General features: G+C 55.1%; 17 protein-coding genes and 1 rRNA gene. 8 read left to right on the forward strand and 10 right to left on the reverse strand.

Features of this window, described 5'->3' with window-relative positions; all coding sequences use genetic code 11:
- Together FFS28_RS10825 and gmhB are read right to left on the reverse strand one after the other, a co-directional pair.
- Positions 1-214 (reverse strand): 16S ribosomal RNA (locus tag FFS28_RS10825); the annotation flags it as partial.
- 368 nt (positions 215-582) lie between these two features.
- Positions 583-1,149 carry a D-glycero-beta-D-manno-heptose 1,7-bisphosphate 7-phosphatase gene (gene gmhB / locus FFS28_RS10830; RefSeq protein ID WP_042319195.1) on the reverse strand — a complete coding sequence of 189 codons (567 nt, stop codon included), beginning with the start codon at positions 1,147-1,149 and terminating at the stop codon, positions 583-585.
- Between the two features lie 188 nt (positions 1,150-1,337).
- On the opposite strand from gmhB, the gene metN reads away from it, so the two are divergent.
- The 6 genes from metN to proS all read left to right on the forward strand — a co-directional run bounded on the left by metN (position 1,338) and on the right by proS (position 6,917).
- Positions 1,338-2,369: a methionine ABC transporter ATP-binding protein MetN gene (metN, locus tag FFS28_RS10835; protein WP_058609776.1), complete on the forward strand. Its 1,032-nt coding sequence runs from the start codon at positions 1,338-1,340 to the stop codon at positions 2,367-2,369.
- Complete coding sequence (locus tag FFS28_RS10840) at positions 2,362-3,015, forward strand: methionine ABC transporter permease MetI (protein ID WP_008501881.1); 654 nt, start codon at positions 2,362-2,364, stop codon at positions 3,013-3,015. Before metN ends, FFS28_RS10840 begins: the two co-directional genes overlap by 8 nt.
- A gap of 40 nt (positions 3,016-3,055) precedes the next feature.
- Complete coding sequence (gene metQ / locus FFS28_RS10845) at positions 3,056-3,871, forward strand: methionine ABC transporter substrate-binding lipoprotein MetQ (RefSeq protein WP_042319200.1); 816 nt, start codon at positions 3,056-3,058, stop codon at positions 3,869-3,871.
- Positions 3,872-3,977: 106 nt separating this feature from the next.
- Positions 3,978-4,382 carry an envelope stress sensor lipoprotein RcsF gene (rcsF, locus tag FFS28_RS10850; RefSeq protein ID WP_010426664.1) on the forward strand — a complete coding sequence of 135 codons (405 nt, stop codon included), beginning with the start codon at positions 3,978-3,980 and terminating at the stop codon, positions 4,380-4,382.
- A complete protein-coding gene (tsaA, locus tag FFS28_RS10855; protein ID WP_042319201.1) occupies positions 4,379-5,086 on the forward strand; it encodes a tRNA (N6-threonylcarbamoyladenosine(37)-N6)-methyltransferase TrmO in 708 nt (235 codons plus the stop codon). Before rcsF ends, tsaA begins: the two co-directional genes overlap by 4 nt.
- A 112-nt stretch (positions 5,087-5,198) precedes the next feature.
- Positions 5,199-6,917, forward strand: a complete 1,719-nt coding sequence (gene proS, locus FFS28_RS10860) for a proline--tRNA ligase (protein ID WP_137849536.1) — start codon at positions 5,199-5,201, stop codon at positions 6,915-6,917.
- A 49-nt stretch (positions 6,918-6,966) separates the two neighbouring features.
- On the opposite strand, the gene nlpE is transcribed toward proS, so the two are convergent.
- Genes nlpE through FFS28_RS10875 form a run of 3 tightly spaced genes read right to left on the reverse strand, consistent with a single transcriptional unit; the run spans position 6,967 to position 8,664 of the window.
- Positions 6,967-7,665, reverse strand: a complete 699-nt coding sequence (gene nlpE / locus FFS28_RS10865; protein WP_042319204.1) for an envelope stress response activation lipoprotein NlpE — start codon at positions 7,663-7,665, stop codon at positions 6,967-6,969.
- A 34-nt stretch (positions 7,666-7,699) separates the two neighbouring features.
- The gene (gene arfB, locus FFS28_RS10870; protein ID WP_006173578.1) at positions 7,700-8,122 is read right to left on the reverse strand and encodes an alternative ribosome rescue aminoacyl-tRNA hydrolase ArfB; all 423 of its coding nucleotides are present in this window, start codon (positions 8,120-8,122) and stop codon (positions 7,700-7,702) included.
- On the reverse strand, positions 8,119-8,664 hold the full coding sequence (locus FFS28_RS10875; protein ID WP_137849537.1) for a YaeQ family protein: 546 nt from the start codon (positions 8,662-8,664) through the stop codon (positions 8,119-8,121). Before FFS28_RS10875 ends, arfB begins: the two co-directional genes overlap by 4 nt.
- A 196-nt stretch (positions 8,665-8,860) precedes the next feature.
- Between FFS28_RS10875 and FFS28_RS10880 the strand changes: the two genes are divergently transcribed.
- Positions 8,861-9,061 carry a YaeP family protein gene (locus FFS28_RS10880; RefSeq protein ID WP_006173580.1) on the forward strand — a complete coding sequence of 67 codons (201 nt, stop codon included), beginning with the start codon at positions 8,861-8,863 and terminating at the stop codon, positions 9,059-9,061.
- Positions 9,048-9,308 (forward strand): Rho-binding antiterminator, encoded by a 261-nt coding sequence (rof, locus tag FFS28_RS10885; RefSeq protein WP_006173581.1) that lies wholly within the window; start codon positions 9,048-9,050, stop codon positions 9,306-9,308. Before FFS28_RS10880 ends, rof begins: the two co-directional genes overlap by 14 nt.
- Before the next feature lie 29 nt (positions 9,309-9,337).
- On the opposite strand, the gene tilS is transcribed toward rof, so the two are convergent.
- From tilS to dnaE, 5 genes are all read right to left on the reverse strand, one after another.
- Positions 9,338-10,624 (reverse strand): tRNA lysidine(34) synthetase TilS, encoded by a 1,287-nt coding sequence (gene tilS, locus FFS28_RS10890; protein WP_137849538.1) that lies wholly within the window; start codon positions 10,622-10,624, stop codon positions 9,338-9,340.
- 59 nt (positions 10,625-10,683) lie between these two features.
- Positions 10,684-11,073, reverse strand: a complete 390-nt coding sequence (locus FFS28_RS10895) for a VOC family protein (protein ID WP_137849539.1) — start codon at positions 11,071-11,073, stop codon at positions 10,684-10,686.
- A 65-nt stretch (positions 11,074-11,138) separates the two neighbouring features.
- Entirely contained in the window at positions 11,139-13,271 is a 2,133-nt protein-coding gene (locus FFS28_RS10900; RefSeq protein WP_137849540.1) for a lysine decarboxylase LdcC, read from the reverse strand.
- Positions 13,272-13,371: 100 nt separating this feature from the next.
- A complete protein-coding gene (gene accA / locus FFS28_RS10905) occupies positions 13,372-14,331 on the reverse strand; it encodes an acetyl-CoA carboxylase carboxyl transferase subunit alpha (protein ID WP_006173590.1) in 960 nt (319 codons plus the stop codon).
- 12 nt (positions 14,332-14,343) lie between these two features.
- Positions 14,344-17,826: a DNA polymerase III subunit alpha gene (gene dnaE, locus FFS28_RS10910; protein ID WP_137849541.1), complete on the reverse strand. Its 3,483-nt coding sequence runs from the start codon at positions 17,824-17,826 to the stop codon at positions 14,344-14,346.

Genomic DNA, 17,826 nt, shown 5'->3' on the forward strand with positions numbered 1-17,826 from the left:
AGGCCCGAAGGTCCCCCTCTTTGGTCTTGCGACGTTATGCGGTATTAGCTACCGTTTCCAGTAGTTATCCCCCTCCATCAGGCAGTTTCCCAGACATTACTCACCCGTCCGCCACTCGTCACCCGAGAGCAAGCTCTCTGTGCTACCGTTCGACTTGCATGTGTTAGGCCTGCCGCCAGCGTTCAATCTGAGCCATGATCAAACTCTTCAATTTAAGTTTGATGCTCGTGAATTAAACTTCGTAATGAATTACGTATGTTCACTCAGAGACTTGGTATTCATTTATTGTCCGAAGACATTAAGAATCCATGTCACTTTGAGTGCCCACACAGATTGTCTGATAAATTGTTAAAGAGCAGTGCAACGCGGCTTTCGCTCACCGTTGCGAGGTGGCGTATATTACGCCTTCCTCTTTCAGAGTCAACCCTGAATCTCAGGATTTTTTCTCTTCAACCGACCGGTTGTTGTGTGAAGTGATTCACATCTGCCGTGTCGATGGAGGCGCATTATAGGGAGCCGCCGTGGAATGACAAGCGGAAAAATGCATTTTTATTTCAACCGCTCACCTTTTCGCCAAAAAGCCTATTTCTGATGCTTTTTTATCTCTTTTGGCAGCTCGGCCAGACTATTAATTACCCAGTCGGCTGCGTTTTCTGCTTCGGGGGTAACAGGTTTGCCGGTGCGCACTAATATTTTGGTCCCCACACCCGCCGCCGTTGCCGCCTGCATATCTTCCAGCTTGTCGCCCACCATATAAGAGGCGGCCATATCGATATTCAGAAATTCCTGCGCAGAGATAAACATCCCCGGGTGCGGCTTACGGCAATCACACGTCTGGCGATACTCTTCTACTGTTCCCTGGGGATGATGCGGACAATAGTAGATACCATCAAGGTCAACGCCCCGATCCGCCAGCGACCAGTCCATCCATTCTGTTAACGTCTCGAACTGTGCTTCGGTAAATTTTCCACGCGCAATACCAGACTGGTTGGTGACAACCACCAGCGCATAGCCCATCTCTTTCAGCTGGCGCATGGCCTCTATTACACCCTCGATAAACTCGAACTCATCAATCTCATGAACGTAACCGTGATCCACATTAATGGTGCCATCACGATCGAGAAAAATTGCGGGTACTGATTTTGCCACCGGTTTGCTCCTGAAAAAGGCATGTTCGGCTAGTATCTCATGAATCGCAGCGCAATAAAGTGCTCATCGCACAGAGTTGGATTGATTTAGACGTCTGGATGCCTTAACATCCGTTTTGTTTACGGTCATCACCCGTATCTGGCAGAACAAAATGCCACGGCTAACTTACATACGATAAAAATAATCTAATGATTAAACTTTCCAATATCACCAAAGTGTTCCAGCAGGGGAACCGAACCATTCAGGCGCTGAACAACGTCAGCCTGCATGTTCCTGCTGGTCAAATTTATGGCGTCATTGGCGCATCGGGTGCAGGTAAAAGTACGCTGATCCGTTGTGTTAACCTGCTTGAACGCCCAACCCAGGGCAATGTAGAAGTTGGCGGTCAGGAACTTACCGCGCTCTCAGAGAAAGAACTCACTAAAGCACGCCGCCAGATCGGCATGATCTTCCAGCACTTTAATCTGTTGGCCTCCCGCACCGTTTTTGGCAACGTCGCATTGCCGCTGGAGCTGGACAATACGCCGAAAGAAGAAGTGAAGCGTCGCGTGACCGAGCTGCTCGACCTCGTAGGTCTGGGCGATAAACATGATAGCTATCCGGCTAACCTGTCCGGCGGTCAAAAGCAGCGCGTCGCCATTGCCCGAGCCCTGGCAAGCAACCCAAAAGTGCTGCTGTGCGATGAAGCCACCAGCGCATTAGACCCGGCCACAACCCGTTCGATTCTCGAACTCCTGAAAGACATCAACCGTCGTCTGGGGCTGACCATCCTTCTTATTACGCACGAGATGGATGTGGTGAAACGCATCTGTGATTGTGTGGCAGTGATCAGCAATGGTGAATTGATTGAGCAGGATACGGTGAGCGAAGTGTTCTCTCACCCGAAAACGCCGCTGGCGCAGCAGTTTATCCAGTCAACGCTGCACCTGGATATTCCCGAAGATTATCTGGAACGTTTAAAAACAGACGCAACGCCTGACAGCGTCCCGATGCTGCGCATGGAGTTTACCGGCCAGTCGGTCGATGCGCCGCTGCTTTCGGAAACCGCGCGCCGCTTCAACGTGAATAACAACATTATCAGCGCGCAGATGGATTACGCCGGTGGCGTGAAGTTCGGCATCATGCTGACGGAAATGCACGGCACACAGGAAGAAACCCAGGCGGCAATTGCCTGGCTGCAAGAACATCATGTAAAAGTAGAGGTACTGGGTTATGTCTGAGCCGATGATTTGGCTGCTGGTTCGCGGCGTTTGGGAAACGCTGGCAATGACCTTCGTATCGGGTTTCTTTGGCTTTGTGATTGGCCTGCCGGTCGGCGTGCTGCTGTACGTGACGCGCCCGGGGCAAATCATTGAGAACGCGAAGCTCTACCGTACGCTCTCCGCATTAGTGAACATCTTCCGTTCTATCCCGTTCATCATTCTGCTGGTCTGGATGATTCCGTTTACCCGCGTGATCGTCGGCACCTCTATCGGTCTGCAGGCGGCTATCGTGCCATTGACCGTCGGTGCGGCACCGTTTATCGCCCGAATGGTGGAAAACGCCCTGCTTGAAATCCCAACGGGCCTGATTGAAGCGTCCCGCGCAATGGGTGCCACGCCAATGCAGATCGTACGTAAAGTCCTGCTGCCTGAAGCATTGCCGGGCCTGGTAAACGCAGCCACCATTACGCTGATTACCCTGGTGGGCTATTCTGCGATGGGTGGTGCAGTCGGTGCCGGCGGTTTAGGCCAGATTGGCTACCAGTACGGTTATATTGGTTATAACGCTACCGTAATGAATACCGTTCTGGTATTGCTGGTTGTTCTGGTTTATTTAATTCAGTTCTCTGGCGATCGCATCGTCCGGGCTGTTACGCATAAATAACGTTACACACAACACAAACTCGATGAGTTAAGGATAAAACATGGCGTTTAAATTAAAGACCTTTGCAGCGGTTGGCGCGCTAATTGGCTCTCTGGCACTGGTGGGTTGCGGTCAGGACGAAAAAGATCCAAACCACATTAAAGTGGGCGTTATTGTCGGTGCTGAGCAGCAGGTTGCAGAAGCCGCCCAGAAAGTGGCGAAAGAGAAATATGGCCTGGACGTTGAGCTGGTGACCTTCAACGATTACGTTCTGCCAAACGAAGCGCTGAGCAAAGGCGATATCGACGCCAACGCCTTCCAGCACAAACCGTACCTGGATCAGCAGATCAAAGACCGTGGCTACAAGCTGGTTGCAGCGGGCAATACTTTTGTTTACCCGATTGCCGGTTACTCCAAGAAGATTAAATCGCTGGACGAACTGCAGCCAGGCTCTCAGGTGGCCATTCCAAACGATCCAACCAACCTTGGCCGTTCCCTGCTGCTGCTTCAAAAAGTGGGTCTGATCAAACTGAAAGAGGGTGTAGGTCTGCTGCCGACCGTACTGGACGTGACCGAGAATCCGAAAAATCTGAAACTGGTTGAGCTGGAAGCCCCTCAGCTGCCGCGTTCACTGGACGATGCGCAGATTGCGCTGGCCGTGATCAACACCACCTACGCCAGCCAGATTGGCCTGACGCCAGCGAAAGACGGTATCTTTGTTGAAGACAAAGACTCCCCGTACGTTAACCTGATCGTTACCCGTGAAGATAACAAAGACGCGGAAAACGTGAAGAAATTCGTGCAGGCATACCAGTCAGAAGAAGTTTACCAGGAAGCGAATAAAGTGTTTAACGGCGGCGCTGTTAAAGGCTGGTAATCTGACTTCAGTGTAATATCATCAAGACGGGCTTATGCCCGTCTTGTCATTTGTGCGGGCAACTGATTCAATATCTGACGTTTTGATTATCCACTGAGGAACTATTATGCGTGCTTTACCGATCTGTCTTTTAGCACTCATGCTGAGCGGCTGTTCTATGCTAAGCAGATCTCCTGTTGAACCTGTTCAAAGCACTGCAACCCCGCCAAAAGCGGAGCCAGCGAAACCAAAAGCCCCTCGACCTGCCCCGGTTCGCATTATTACCAAAGCAGACGATCTCGTCGGAAAACCATTCCGTGAGCTGGGTGAAGTCAGCGGCGAATCCTGCCAGGCAACGAACCAGGACTCTCCACCGAATATCCCGACAGCTCGTAAACGTATGCAGATTAACGCGTCAAAAATGAAAGCCAACGCGGTGCTGCTGCACAGCTGTGAAGTGACCAGCGGTACGCCAGGCTGCTACCGTCAGGCGGTTTGCATCGGTTCTGCGCTGAACATTACGGCGAAATGAGTTCGTTTCAGTTCGAGCAGATAGGCGTTATCCGCTCCCCCTATAAAGAGAAGTTCGCCGTCCCGCGCCAGCCTGGTCTGGTGACCAGCGGCAGCGGCGAGCTTCACTTAATCGCGCCTTATAATCAGGCCGATGCGGTACGCGGACTTGAGGCGTTCAGCCACCTGTGGGTTGTCTTTGTCTTTCACCAGACAATGGATGGCGGCTGGCGTCCTACCGTTCGCCCTCCTCGTCTGGGCGGAAATGCGAGAATGGGCGTGTTCGCGACCCGCTCAACCTTCCGTCCAAACCCGGTTGGCATGTCGCTGGTCGAACTGAAAGGCATACGCTGTGAAAAGGATCGGGTGATACTGGCGTTAGGCAGTCTCGACCTGGTGGATGGCACACCGGTTATCGACATCAAGCCGTATCTGCCTTTTGCTGAGGCCCTGCCGGAGGCCCGTGCGAGCTATGCACAGGACGCGCCTCATGCGGACATGCCCGTCTCTTTCACACCGGCGTTGACGGACACGCTCAATCAGCTTGAAAAACGCTATCCTCGTCTGCGGGACTTTATCACGGAAGTGCTGGCTCAGGACCCCCGTCCCGCCTACCGCAAAGAAGAGGAGTCAGGGAAAACGTACGCCGTCTGGCTGCTGGATTTTAACGTTCGCTGGCGCGTCACCGAGGCCGGTTTTGAAGTGTTTGCCCTGGAACCCAGGTAATTTTAATCTCCTCTCTTTTGGCATCTTTGCCACACTGGTAAACTAAACCACTTTTTTTGTGTCAGGCTGGCGTTTCAGCCTGTTCCAATAGTCGAAATGGAACCGTAACAACATGCGTACTAGCCAATATCTGCTCTCCACTCTGAAGGAGACACCTGCCGACGCCGAGGTGATCAGCCACCAGCTGATGCTGCGCGCCGGGATGATCCGCAAGCTGGCCTCCGGGTTGTACACCTGGTTGCCGACCGGCGTGCGCGTCCTGAAAAAAGTCGAAAACATCGTGCGTGAAGAGATGAACAACGCCGGTGCAATCGAGGTGTTAATGCCCGTGGTTCAGCCCTCTGAACTGTGGCAGGAGAGTGGTCGCTGGGAGCAGTACGGTCCCGAACTGCTGCGTATTGCCGATCGCGGCGATCGTCCGTTTGTTCTCGGTCCAACGCATGAAGAGGTCATTACCGATCTGATCCGCAACGAGCTGAGCTCTTACAAGCAGTTGCCGTTGAACTTCTTCCAGATCCAGACCAAGTTCCGTGACGAAGTGCGTCCACGTTTTGGCGTTATGCGCTCCCGCGAATTCCTGATGAAAGATGCTTACTCTTTCCACACCTCTCAGGGATCTCTGCAGGAGACCTACGACAAAATGTATGAGGCTTACAGCAAAATCTTCTCCCGTATGGGTCTGGATTTCCGTGCTGTACAGGCTGATACCGGTTCAATCGGCGGTAGCGCATCCCACGAGTTCCAGGTTCTGGCGCAGAGCGGCGAAGACGATGTGATCTTCTCTGACTCCTCTGATTACGCCGCTAACATCGAGTTTGCAGAAGCTCTGGCACCAAAAGCGCCACGCGCCGCCGCAACCGAAGAGATGACGCTGGTTGATACGCCGAACGCCAAAACCATCGCCGAGCTGGTTGAGCAGTTCAATCTGCCGATTGAGAAAACGGTTAAAACGCTGCTGGTTAAATCGGCCGAAGGCAGCGCATACCCGCTGGTTGCCCTTCTGGTGCGCGGCGATCACGAGCTGAACGAAGTGAAAGCAGAAAAACTGCCACAGGTTGCCAGCCCGCTGACGTTTGCTACGGAAGCGGAAATCCGTGCCGTCGTGAACGCCGGTCCTGGCTCGCTGGGTCCAGTAAATATGCCCGTTCCCGTGGTTGTTGACCGTACGGTTGCTGCAATGAGCGACTTCTCTGCAGGTGCCAACATCGACGGCAAGCACTACTTTGGCATTAACTGGGATCGCGACGTCGCAACACCAGAAGTTGCGGACATCCGTAACGTGGTGGCGGGCGATCCAAGCCCGGACGGCCAGGGTACGCTGATGATTAAACGCGGTATCGAAGTGGGCCATATCTTCCAGCTGGGCGATAAGTACTCCCGCGCCATGAATGCGGCTGTTCAGGGCGAAGACGGTCGTAACCAGGTGCTGACCATGGGTTGCTACGGTATCGGGGTCACGCGCGTGGTTGCCGCCGCTATCGAGCAGAACTTCGACGAGCGCGGTATCGTCTGGCCGGACAACATTGCGCCGTTCCAGGTAGCCATCCTGCCAATGAACATGCACAAGTCTTACCGCGTTCAGGAGCTGGCCGAGAAGCTGTACGCTGAGCTGCGCGCGCAGGGCGTTGACGTGCTGATGGACGACCGTAAAGAGCGTCCGGGCGTGATGTTCGCCGATATGGAACTGATCGGCATTCCGCACACCATCGTTATTGGCGATCGTAACCTCGACAGCGACGAAATCGAATACAAATACCGTCGTAGCGGCGAAAAACAGATGATCAAGACCGGCGACATCCTTGATTACCTGATGAAAGCCATCAAAGGCTAAAAAACAAAAACCCCGCTCAGGCGGGGTTTTTTATTGGCTCACGAAGACGCTATTTACTGCTACAGTCTTTACCCGCAGCAAAGCTCGCGTCTTTATCAACCACCAGCGTTTTCACCATCTCACCGCTATCCGGGTTAGGCTCCAGCGTAAAGTGACCGTCAACCGTCAGTAAAACCGGCTTACTGTCATTCCCGCGCGCGACGGCATAATCCCGCTCCAGCTGAGCATTGTTTGCCACGCTGACTTTCTTACCGGTGGCGCAGTCGGTGAAGATCGCCGCATCCGCCATATAGAAGTACATTCCCCGCATCGCCATTGGCGTAGCAGGCAGCGCCGCTTTCACCGGCGCGAGCGTGTAATTAAATTGCGACTCAATCGGGTTGCCCTCGCGATCGAGCATCTCCATCCCCTCACCTTTAGCGCGGAAATAGGTTTTATCACCCGTGGTATCGGTCAGCACCAGCTTCTCGGCGGTACGTGCCCATTTTCCGTAGCTCGCAAAAGAAGATGGCTCCTTTGCGCCCTGATAGCGCTGGTTCATGACCCAGGTGCCATCTTTTTCCAGGAAGAGCGTGGTTTCGATTCCTTCGCAATCCGCACACGGCAGTACGCCGCGCCAGCTCTGCTGCATCGGTTTTAACGCTTCAGTAGGCGCGGCCTGCAAGGCCTGCGTTTCCGAACGGTTGTTACACCCGAAGAGTGCGAACAGCGTGCTGACGGCTAATGCTGAAAATAGTGCTTTTTTCACGATGGATCCCTTATGAAAAGTGTGTTCCTTTTCGTCACTCCACAGGGCGACGAACTTTTCCGCGTAGTGCTTTTACCGAGGATTTTTGCGACTTCGTTGATAACCGGCGCTCTTTCGACGCGCGGGTTGGTCGCGTAGCCCGACGGCTTTTTTGCTCTGCGGTTAACTCTTTTATGACGGCCACCAGCCGGGAAAGCGCCGCTTCGCGGTTCAGTTCCTGACTGCGATATTCCTGCGCTTTGATAATTATCACGCCATCGCTGGTAATCAGATGATGGCTGGCGGCAAGCAAACGTTCTTTGTAATACTCTGGCAGGCTGGAGGCCCGAATGTCAAAGCGCAAATGGATAGCGGTTGAAGCCTTGTTAACATGCTGTCCGCCCGCGCCCTGCGCGCGGATCGCCGTGATCTCCAGCTCGTTATCAGGAATGCTGACGTTTCGGGACAAATCAATCATGACGCTGGTTGCCACGCGGTTAAATGGATTTCCAGATTATTCTGAGAATCAGAGAGCCAGATCGCACCATCCTGAATAGTTGCCTGCAACACCATGGTCCTGCTGGCGAACGCGCTCAGCTGCGCCAGCTGCTCGTCATCCAGATACCAGACGGTGAGATTGGCAAACTGCGCACATTTTTTCTTGTTCTGCTGCCACCAAATCTCCGCAGCACGTTGATTATACGCAAATAACGCCACTTCCGCTGACTGCGTACACGCTTTTTTTATCCGACGTTCATCCGGCAGACCGAGTTCGATCCACAAATCAATGCCCAGATGATCGTTGCGCAGCCAGGCTTCTGGTTCATCTTCCGCGCTTAGGCCACGGGTAAATTGCAAACGGTCATCAGCATACTTCACCCACGCCAGCAGGCGAAGCATCATGCGCTCCTGGGTTTCAGACGGATGACGCGCCAGCGTCAGTGACGCATCCAGAAACTGGTTGCGGTCGAGATCCGCCACGTTAACCACAGCTTTATAAATTGTCGCTTTCAGCGCCATGAGAGAACTCCTTTCGTATAAGGCGCACAGTGTAGCGAAAATAGCGGCAAAAGGCTGTTACGAGGTGATGAACAGGCCGCTATCAAGGCTCTGATATTGCTTAAATGAGTATGGTATAGTCACCTTGCTAAACCGAGTTTATCTTCGTAGGCTTAATGTTATCTCACAGTAAGCCAGTGCGCTGGCAGGAGGGGATGTGAACAATTATTGTGAGCTAATTCGCAAACGGTATGCGGAAATTGCCAGCGGCGATCTGGGCTATATCCCGGATGCGTTGGGTTGTGTACTCAAAGTGCTAAATGAAGTGGCCTCTGATGAGAGTCTTTCAGAATCGGTCAGGGAAAAAGCAGCGTATGCTGCAGCGAATCTACTGGTGAGCGATTATGTCGATGAATGAAACTTATCAACCCATCAATTGTGATGACTATGACAACCTCGAACTCGCCTGCCAGCATCATTTAATACTGACGCTGGAACTCAAAGATGGCGAAGTGCTGAAGGCGAAAGCCAGCGACCTGGTTTCACGTAAGAACGTGGAATACCTGGTAGTGGAAGATGCCGGCGCGACGCGCGAGCTTCGCCTGGATAAAATCGCCAGCTTCAGTCACCCGGAAATAGGCACCGTTGTGGTGAGCGAATCCTGATGAACATTAACGGGCAGCCCCGCTGCCCGTTACACCGTCCACTGAAAACCACCCCCCTCTTCTGCCCACCCGTCTTTCGTCACGAATACGCCCGCCGCCGCAATCAACGTCTCGCCGTAAAACAGTAGCGGTGTGGTATCGCGCAGCCAGGGCGGCACGTTGTTCTCCTGCCAGATTTTCTTCAGCTTACGCCCGCCGTTGCGCCCGACAATGTGCAGCACACCGCTGGCCTTAAAGCGCACGGTAACAGGTTCATCGGCATTGGGTAGCCGCACGTGGCCCGACGCGGTCAACGAAACGGTTCCCCTCTGATAAGGCAGTTCCAGCGCGTCATGGGGTGACGGCCAGGCCAGCACCACATCGGTAAGCGAAGGGGTGGATTTTACCCACCACAGCCGGCCTTTGTAGCGCCTGACCTCAAAGCCATTGAGATACACACACGGGGCGGCATCTTCCCGCGCCTGAGCAACCTCCTCCCAAATACGGTGTAGCATGGCGCGCGACGGCATAGCCGCATTGTGCATGGCCAGCCAGCGGCGCAGAAGCGCCGCGCGCCGCACTGGGGTCATCGACTCAAGCGGCGTAATCGCCAGCGCCCCGTCACCGGATGTCAGGTCGGATAGCGCGTCGCTCAGCAACTCATCCAGCAGCGTTTCCTGCTCAGCGCAGAGTGCTGCGCTGCGGGCGGTTGCTTCAGCAAAGTGCCCCCATCGCTGCGTCAACAGCGGCAAGACGTGCAGACGCAGGAAATTGCGATCGTAGCTGTCGTCCTGATTGCTCTCATCTTCAATCCAGCTCAGCTGATGCTGCTGCGCCCAGGTTTCAAGAGACGCGCGCGTTTCGCCCAGCAGAGGGCGAAGTAATTCTGTGCCGTCAAACGCGGTACGCTCAGGCATGGCGGATAGCCCTGCCGGGCCACTCCCCCGCTTGAGCGCCAGCAGGAATGTCTCACACTGATCATCAAGGTGTTGCGCCGTCACCAGCGCCTCGCCGGGCTTTAACGCGCGGGCAAACGCGGCATAGCGGGCTTTACGCGCCTGCGCCTCAATGCCCAGCCCTTCATTTTCGAGTACGACACGCTCCACGTGCAGCGGGATCCCCCACGCCGCGCACAGGGCGTCGCAGTGCGCAACCCACTCATCTGCATAAGGACTCAACCCATGATGAACATGAATAGCCCGAATCTGAACGTCGGGCTCTCGATCGCGCCAGTGCATCAGGCGATGAAGTAACACCGTGGAATCCAGCCCACCGCTAAACCCCACCAGCAGCTGGCGGTACGGCGAAACGGCTTGCGCAATATCAGATGAGATCATAAGCAATTACACGTAAAAAAATGCCCGAACTGGTCGGGCATTATCACACATACCGGCGTTTACTGCTGGTAAAGCTCCAGCGGCAGACCGTCCGGGTCGTTGAAAAAGGTGAAACGTTTACCGGTAAACGGATCGACACGTATGGCTTCGCATGCCACACCGTGCGCCTCCAGATGCATCACCGCGCTATCAATGTCCTCTACGCTGAAAGCAAGATGGCGCAGGCCACAGGCTTCCGGACGAGAAGGACGCGCAGGCGGGAAAGGAAAGGAGAACAGCTCAATGACATACTGGCCGTTTAACGCCAAATCGCCTTTCCAGGAATCACGCTCTTCACGGTACGCCTCGCTTAACAGCTCAAAGCCGAGAATGTCACAATAGAAAGCCTTACTTTGCGCGTAATCGGTGGCAATGATCGCAATATGGTGAACCTGTTTTAAACCCAGCATAGCTTCTCCTTTTCATGATGCCTGAACGTTACAACCGGGAACCTGCGCCTGGCAAGCGGCCAGCTTCATTTTAGGACCCGTACCCAGTACACGCCGTTTTCATCCCGTTTGGCACCGTGAATGTCGGTCTCAAAACCAGGGTAGTGTCGCCCAACCGAACACAGCATCAGCAGGAAATCGAGAACCGCCCGGCTCTCTTCGACAATCATCTCACCCGGCATCAGCAGCGGCACGCCCGGCGGATACGGCAGGATCATATTGGCCGACACGCGCCCGACCAGGTTTTCCAGCTCGACGGTCTCTACCTCGCCTTTCACCTGATGCTGCCAGGCCTTGTGCGGCGTCAGCTTCATTTCAGGCAGAACGTCGAACGCCTGCAGCATCAGACGCGGCAGATCGTGCTGGCGGATCAATTTGTGGATCCCCTGCGCCAAATCCTGAATGCGCATGTTGCGATAGAAATCAGGATCTTCCGCGTAGAGATCCGGCAGCATGTTCTTCACCCGCAGGTTCAGATCGTAGGCGCGTTTAAACTCCATCAGACCACGCAGCAGCCCCATTGCGCGGGTTTTATCGATCCCGATGCTGAACAGGAACAGCAGGTTGTACGGCCCGGTTTTCTCCACCACGACGCCACGCTCATCGAGGAACTTCGCCACCAGCGCGGCGGGGATCCCTTCATCGCTCATCACCCCCTTCTCGTCCATGCCCGGCGTCAGGATCGTCACTTTCACCGGATCGAGGAACATATGCTCCGGGTCGGCATCCCGAAAGCCGTGCCAGCTTTCGCCGGGCGCGACCTGCCAGCACTCGGCCTCATCAATCTGTTCAGGCTGCCAGATGTCGAAGAACCAGCCGTCCGCTTCATCTTTTAGCCGCTGAACTTCTTTGCGGAAATGCAGCGCCCGTTCCACTGAACGATTGATGAGACGCTTGCCGGGATTACCCCGCAGCATCGCCGCCGCCGTTTCAATCGAGGCCACCAGCGGATAACTTGGCGAGGTGGTGGTGTGCATCATAAAGGCTTCGTTGAAGGTGTCCTCGTCGTATTCGCCTTTAATGTGGATCAGCGAGGCCTGAGAAAACGCCGCCAGCATCTTGTGCGTCGACTGCGTTTCGAAAAACACTTTGCCCGGCACCCGCTCGCCGCTCATCCCGCTTTTCCCTTCGTAAATCGGGTGGAAATTGGTGTACGGCACCCACGCGGAGTCAAAGTGGATCGACGGCACGTCCAGGGTCTGCTTGATCCAGTTGGTGTTGTAGAGCAGACCGTCATAGGTGGAGTTAGTGATCACCGCGTGGATCGGCCAGCTTGCCTGCGGGACGGACGCCACTTTGGTTTCAATCGCCGCATGCGTAAACTCACGGCGCGGAATACCGCCCAGAATGCCGAGCGCGTTGCGCGTCGGCGACAGCCAGATCGGCACCACATCGCTCATCATCAGCAAATGCGCCAGAGATTTATGGCAGTTACGGTCGATGAGCAGCGTGCTTCCGGCTGGGGCCGCGTACATCCCGACGATTTTATTTGATGTCGAGGTACCGTTGGTCACCATGTAGCTCTGCTCGGCACCAAACGTGCGGGCGATATACTCTTCGGCTTCCAGATGCGGGCCGGTGTGGTCGAGCAAAGAGCCCAGCTCGGTGACCGAAATCGATACATCCGCTTTAAGCGTGTTGCCGCCGAAGAAATCATAGAACAGGCAGCCGACCGGGCTTTTCTGATACGCCGTGCCCGCCATATGCCCCGGCGTACAGAAGGTATATTTGCCTTCTTTCACGTAGGTAAAAAGCGCGCAGGTAAACGGCGGGGTGATGTTATCGAGATACTCTCCCGCGTACTGCTGAATGCGGGTGGCAATGTCTTCCGCCACGCCAAGCGAGTATTCAAAGAACCACAGCGCCATGCGCATATCGTGGGCGCTGACGTCCATTGTCGAATGCGTATTGATAAAAGCGTACAGCGGAAGATACTCGTTCAACCTGTTGATGTCGCTGCACAGCTCCAGGTCGTATTCGTCCCAGTCAAAAATGACGCCGCAGATGCGCGGGTTATGTTCAATGAACTTCAGCAAATCCGCACTGTTATGCGGCCAGATAAGCTGGTATCCGCGGGACTGCAGGGCTTGCTCCAGCTCCTTGATGGGCTCGTCTTTATAAAAGACGCCGTGCGGCCCCATAATGGCAATGATATTCACGGGCTACCTCCTTGAAAAACATTAGGTAAGCATAGCCCGGCTAAACCGCAGGTATAAAAAAAGCCGCAACACTGTGCGGCTTTTCAGATAAATGTCGCGCTTACGCGTAACCGTAGGTCATCAGACGCTGGTAACGACGGTCGAGCAATTCTTCTTTGCTCAACACGTCCAGATCGGCCAGATCGGCCAGCAGCTGTGCTTTCAGGGACGCGGCCATCGCTTCAGGCTTACGGTGCGCACCGCCCAACGGCTCTGGGATCACGGAGTCGATAAGCTTCAGCTCTTTCAGACGCGGGGCAATGATGCCCATCGCTTCTGCTGCCAGCGGCGCTTTATCGGCGCTTTTCCACAGAATGGACGCACAGCCTTCCGGGGAGATAACGGAATAGGTGCTGTACTGCAGCATATTCACTTTATCGCCCACGCCAATCGCCAGCGCACCACCAGAACCCCCTTCACCGATAACGGTGCAGATGACCGGTACGCGCAGGCGAGACATCTCACGCAGGTTGCGTGCGATGGCTTCAGACTGACCGCGCTCTTCCGCGCCAACACCCGGGTATGCCCCCGGAGTGTCGATGAAGGTGATGATAGGCATATTAAAACGCTCAGCCATCTCCATCAGACGCAGGGCCTTACGGTAGCCTTCTGGAGCAGGCATACCAAAGTTACGACGGATTTTCTCTTTGGTTTCGCGACCTTTTTGATGACCAATGATCATCACCGGACGCCCGTCGAGACGCGCAATCCCGCCGACGATAGCTTTATCGTCTGCGTAAGCGCGATCGCCTGCCAGTTCGTCAAATTCATCAAACGCCAGGCGGACATAATCCAGGGTGTACGGGCGCTGAGGATGACGCGCCAGCTGGGCAATCTGCCATGCGCCAAGATCGGCGAAGATTTTGCGCGTCAGCTCTACGCTTTTTTCGCGCAGACGATGCACTTCCTCGTCGATGTTTATATCCAGTTTTTCATCCTGACGGCTTACGGCTGTCAGAGAATCGATTTTCGCTTCCAGCTCTGCAATCGGCTGTTCGAAATCAAGGAAATTCAGACTCATAGTATTCCTGTATTAGTCAAACTCCAGTTCCACCTGCTCCGAACCAATGAGGCCACGGAGATCGTTCAGTAAACGATCGCTCGGAGAGACACGCCACGCTGCACCAAAGCGCAACCGCGCGCGTGCATCCGCCCTCTGATAGTAGAGATGTACTGGAATTGTCCCCGAGCGGTGGGGTTCCAGAGACTGACGGAGTCGGTTTAAAAGCTGGTCATCAATTTGCCTGTCCGTCAGCGAGATAGCAAGCCCGCGAGCATATTTTTCACGGGCTTCGTCAATATCCATCACTTCGCGGGCGGTCATTTTAAGCCCCCCACTGAAGTCATCAAAGCTGACCTGTCCGCTGACGATAAGTATGCGGTCTTTTTCCAGCAATTGCTGGTATTTATCCAGCGCGTCGGTGAACAACATCACCTCCAGACGCCCGGAACGGTCATCCAATGTACAGATGCCAATACGATTGCCGCGCTTGGTGACCATTACCCTTGCAGCAATCACGAGCCCCGCAGCCGTGGTGATTTTACCACGATCTGTCGGATGCATGTCTTTTAGCCTGTTGCCTCCGACATAGCGCTCAATTTCTTTAATGTACTGGTTGATCGGGTGCCCCGTCAGGTACAAGCCTAACGTTTCACGCTCGCCATCCAGCACCACCTGTTCTGGCCAGGGCTGGCAGTTGGAATACGACTGCTCAATCTGCTCTGGCTCTTCCGCCAGGACGCCAAACATATCGGCCTGGCCTATCGCTTCTGCTTTCGCGTGCTGATCGGCCGCTTTCAACGCATCGCCCAGCGAGTTCATCAGCGCGGCGCGGTGCGGCCCCAGCCTGTCGAACGCCCCGGACATTATCAGTTTTTCGAGCACGCGGCGGTTAAGCTTTTTAGTGTCAGTCCGGGCGCAGAGGTCGAACAGCTCGCGGAAATAGCCGCCATTGTTACGCGCCTCGATGATCGCCTCGATTGGACCTTCACCGACACCTTTGATCGCGCCGATCCCGTAGACAATCTCCCCGTGCTCGTTCACGTGGAAATGGTAAAGCCCGGAGTTGATATCCGGCGGCAGGATCTTAAGCCCCATGCGCCAGCACTCGTCGACCAGGCCAACCACCTTCTCGGTGTTGTCCATATCGGCCGTCATCACCGCCGCCATAAACTCAGCCGGATAGTGGGCCTTCAGCCACAGCGTCTGATAGGAGACCAGTGCATAGGCAGCGGAGTGGGATTTGTTGAACCCGTACCCGGCGAATTTCTCCACCAGGTCGAAGATTTTCATCGCCAGTTCGCCGTCAACGCCGTTCTTTTTCGCCCCGTCCTCAAAGATAGAACGCTGCTTGGCCATCTCTTCAGGCTTTTTCTTACCCATTGCACGACGCAGCATGTCCGCGCCGCCAAGGGTGTAACCCGACAGGACCTGGGCAATCTGCATGACCTGTTCCTGGTACAGGATGATGCCGTAGGTAGGCTCCAGTACCGGTTTCAGGCTTTCATGCTGCCACTGCACGTCAGGGTAGGAAATCTCTTCGCGCCCGTGCTTACGGTCGATAAAGTTATCCACCATCCCTGACTGCAGCGGCCCCGGACGGAACAACGCCACCAGCGCGATCATATCTTCGAAGCAGTCGGGCTGCAGGCGCTTAATCAGGTCTTTCATGCCGCGGGATTCAAGCTGGAAGACGGCGGTGGTCTCCGAGCGCTGCAGCATGTCGAAACTTTTTTTATCATCCAGCGGGATGGCGGCGATGTCTATCGGCTCCAGCCCCTGCTTCTCGCGGCGCGGGTTAATCATCTTCAGCGCCCAGTCGATGATCGTCAGGGTGCGCAGGCCAAGGAAGTCGAACTTCACCAGCCCGGCGTATTCCACGTCGTTTTTATCGAACTGTGTGACCGGGTGATGGCCCGCCTCATCGCAATAGAGCGGCGCAAAATCGGTAATTTTCGTCGGGGCAATCACCACCCCGCCCGCATGTTTACCGGCGTTACGCGTGACGCCTTCGAGCTTACGCGCCATGTCGATCAGCGCTTTAACTTCTTCATCTGCTTCGTAGATTTCCGGCAGCTGCGGCTCGGCTTCAAAGGCTTTTGCCAGCGTCATACCGGGATCGGGCGGCACCAGCTTGGAGATGCGATCGACGAAGCCGTACGGATGCCCCAGCACGCGGCCAACGTCGCGGATAACCGCTTTCGCCGCCATCGTACCGAAGGTAATAATCTGCGATACCGCATCGCGGCCATACATGTCTGCAACGTGCTCAATCACCTGGTCACGTTTCTCCATGCAGAAGTCGACGTCGAAGTCGGGCATGGAGACACGTTCAGGGTTAAGGAAACGTTCGAACAGCAGGTCAAACTCCAGCGGATCGAGGTCAGTGATTTTGAGCGCGTACGCCACCAGCGAACCAGCACCGGAACCACGGCCCGGGCCTACCGGCACGCCGTTATCCTTCGACCACTGGATAAACTCCATCACGATCAGGAAGTAGCCGGGGAACCCCATCTGGTTGATAACCTGCAGCTCAATATCCAGACGTTCGTCGTAGGGTGGGCGCTTCTCTTTACGTTCCGCTTCATCCGGGAAGAGAAATTCCAGGCGTTCTTCCAGCCCTTCTTTCGATTTCACAACCAGGAAATCTTCCGTGGTCATGTCGCCCGTCGGGAACTGCGGCAGGAAGTACTCGCCGAGACGCACGGTCACGTTACAGCGTTTGGCAATCTCTACGCTGTTTTCCAGCGCTTCCGGGATATCAGAGAAGAGTTCACACATCTCCTCTTCCGTGCGCATGTACTGCTGCGGGGAATAATTACGCGGACGTTTCGGATCGTCGAGCGTGAAGCCGTCATGAATAGCGACGCGGATCTCGTGCGCGTCAAAATCGCCTGATTCCAGGAAACGCACATCGTTGGTTGCCACAACGGGCAGCCCGCGCTGTTCCGCCAGGGCCACGGCGGCATGCAGATAGCTCTCTTCGTCCGCGCGACCGGTGCGGATCAGCTCAAGGTAATAGCGATCCGGGAAATGTTCTTCGTAGAACGACACGCACTGGTCCACCAGTGCGCTGTTGCCGCGCAGCAGGCATTTGCCGACGTCACCCACGCGGCCGCCGGAGATCAGCAGCAGGCCTTCATTCAGCTCGGCCAGCCAGTCTCTGTCGATCCACGGCCCCTGCGCGCCATAGCCGCGCTGATAGGCTTTTGAGATAAGCAGGGTAAGGTTCTGATAACCCGTGTTGTTCATCGCCAGCACGGAGATTTGCGTCATCTCATCGCCAAGCAGTTCGCTTTGCACATGAAAATCCGCGCCGACAATAGGTTTCATTCCCACGCCATGCGCCGTTCCGTAGAACTTCACCAGGCCACACAGGTTGGTAAAATCGGTGATCGCCAGCGCAGGCATGCCAAGCGCGGCCGCCTTTTTTACCAGCGGCCCGGTCTTTGCCAGCCCATCGATCATGGAGTAGTCGCTATGCACCCGCAGGTGTACGAAACGTGGTTCAGCCAT

The sequence above is a fragment of the Enterobacter sp. 2VL genome, assembly GCF_005503595.1.
GTDB classification, from domain to species: domain Bacteria; phylum Pseudomonadota; class Gammaproteobacteria; order Enterobacterales; family Enterobacteriaceae; genus Enterobacter; species Enterobacter cancerogenus.

Bases quoted from the DNA above. Each gene is read 5' to 3' on its own strand.
- metN (WP_058609776.1), top strand. From the start codon at position 1,338: ATGATTAAACTTTCCAATATCACCAAAGTGTTCCAGCAGGGGAACCGA.
- FFS28_RS10840 (WP_008501881.1), top strand. From the start codon at position 2,362: ATGTCTGAGCCGATGATTTGGCTGCTGGTTCGCGGCGTTTGGGAAACG.
- metQ (WP_042319200.1), top strand. From the start codon at position 3,056: ATGGCGTTTAAATTAAAGACCTTTGCAGCGGTTGGCGCGCTAATTGGC.
- rcsF (WP_010426664.1), top strand. From the start codon at position 3,978: ATGCGTGCTTTACCGATCTGTCTTTTAGCACTCATGCTGAGCGGCTGT.
- tsaA (WP_042319201.1), top strand. From the start codon at position 4,379: ATGAGTTCGTTTCAGTTCGAGCAGATAGGCGTTATCCGCTCCCCCTAT.
- proS (WP_137849536.1), top strand. From the start codon at position 5,199: ATGCGTACTAGCCAATATCTGCTCTCCACTCTGAAGGAGACACCTGCC.
- arfB (WP_006173578.1), bottom strand. From the start codon at position 8,122: ATGATTGATTTGTCCCGAAACGTCAGCATTCCTGATAACGAGCTGGAG.
- FFS28_RS10875 (WP_137849537.1), bottom strand. From the start codon at position 8,664: ATGGCGCTGAAAGCGACAATTTATAAAGCTGTGGTTAACGTGGCGGAT.
- rof (WP_006173581.1), top strand. From the start codon at position 9,048: ATGTCGATGAATGAAACTTATCAACCCATCAATTGTGATGACTATGAC.
- tilS (WP_137849538.1), bottom strand. From the start codon at position 10,624: ATGATCTCATCTGATATTGCGCAAGCCGTTTCGCCGTACCGCCAGCTG.
- FFS28_RS10895 (WP_137849539.1), bottom strand. From the start codon at position 11,073: ATGCTGGGTTTAAAACAGGTTCACCATATTGCGATCATTGCCACCGAT.
- accA (WP_006173590.1), bottom strand. From the start codon at position 14,331: ATGAGTCTGAATTTCCTTGATTTCGAACAGCCGATTGCAGAGCTGGAA.
- dnaE (WP_137849541.1), bottom strand. From the start codon at position 17,826: ATGGCTGAACCACGTTTCGTACACCTGCGGGTGCATAGCGACTACTCC.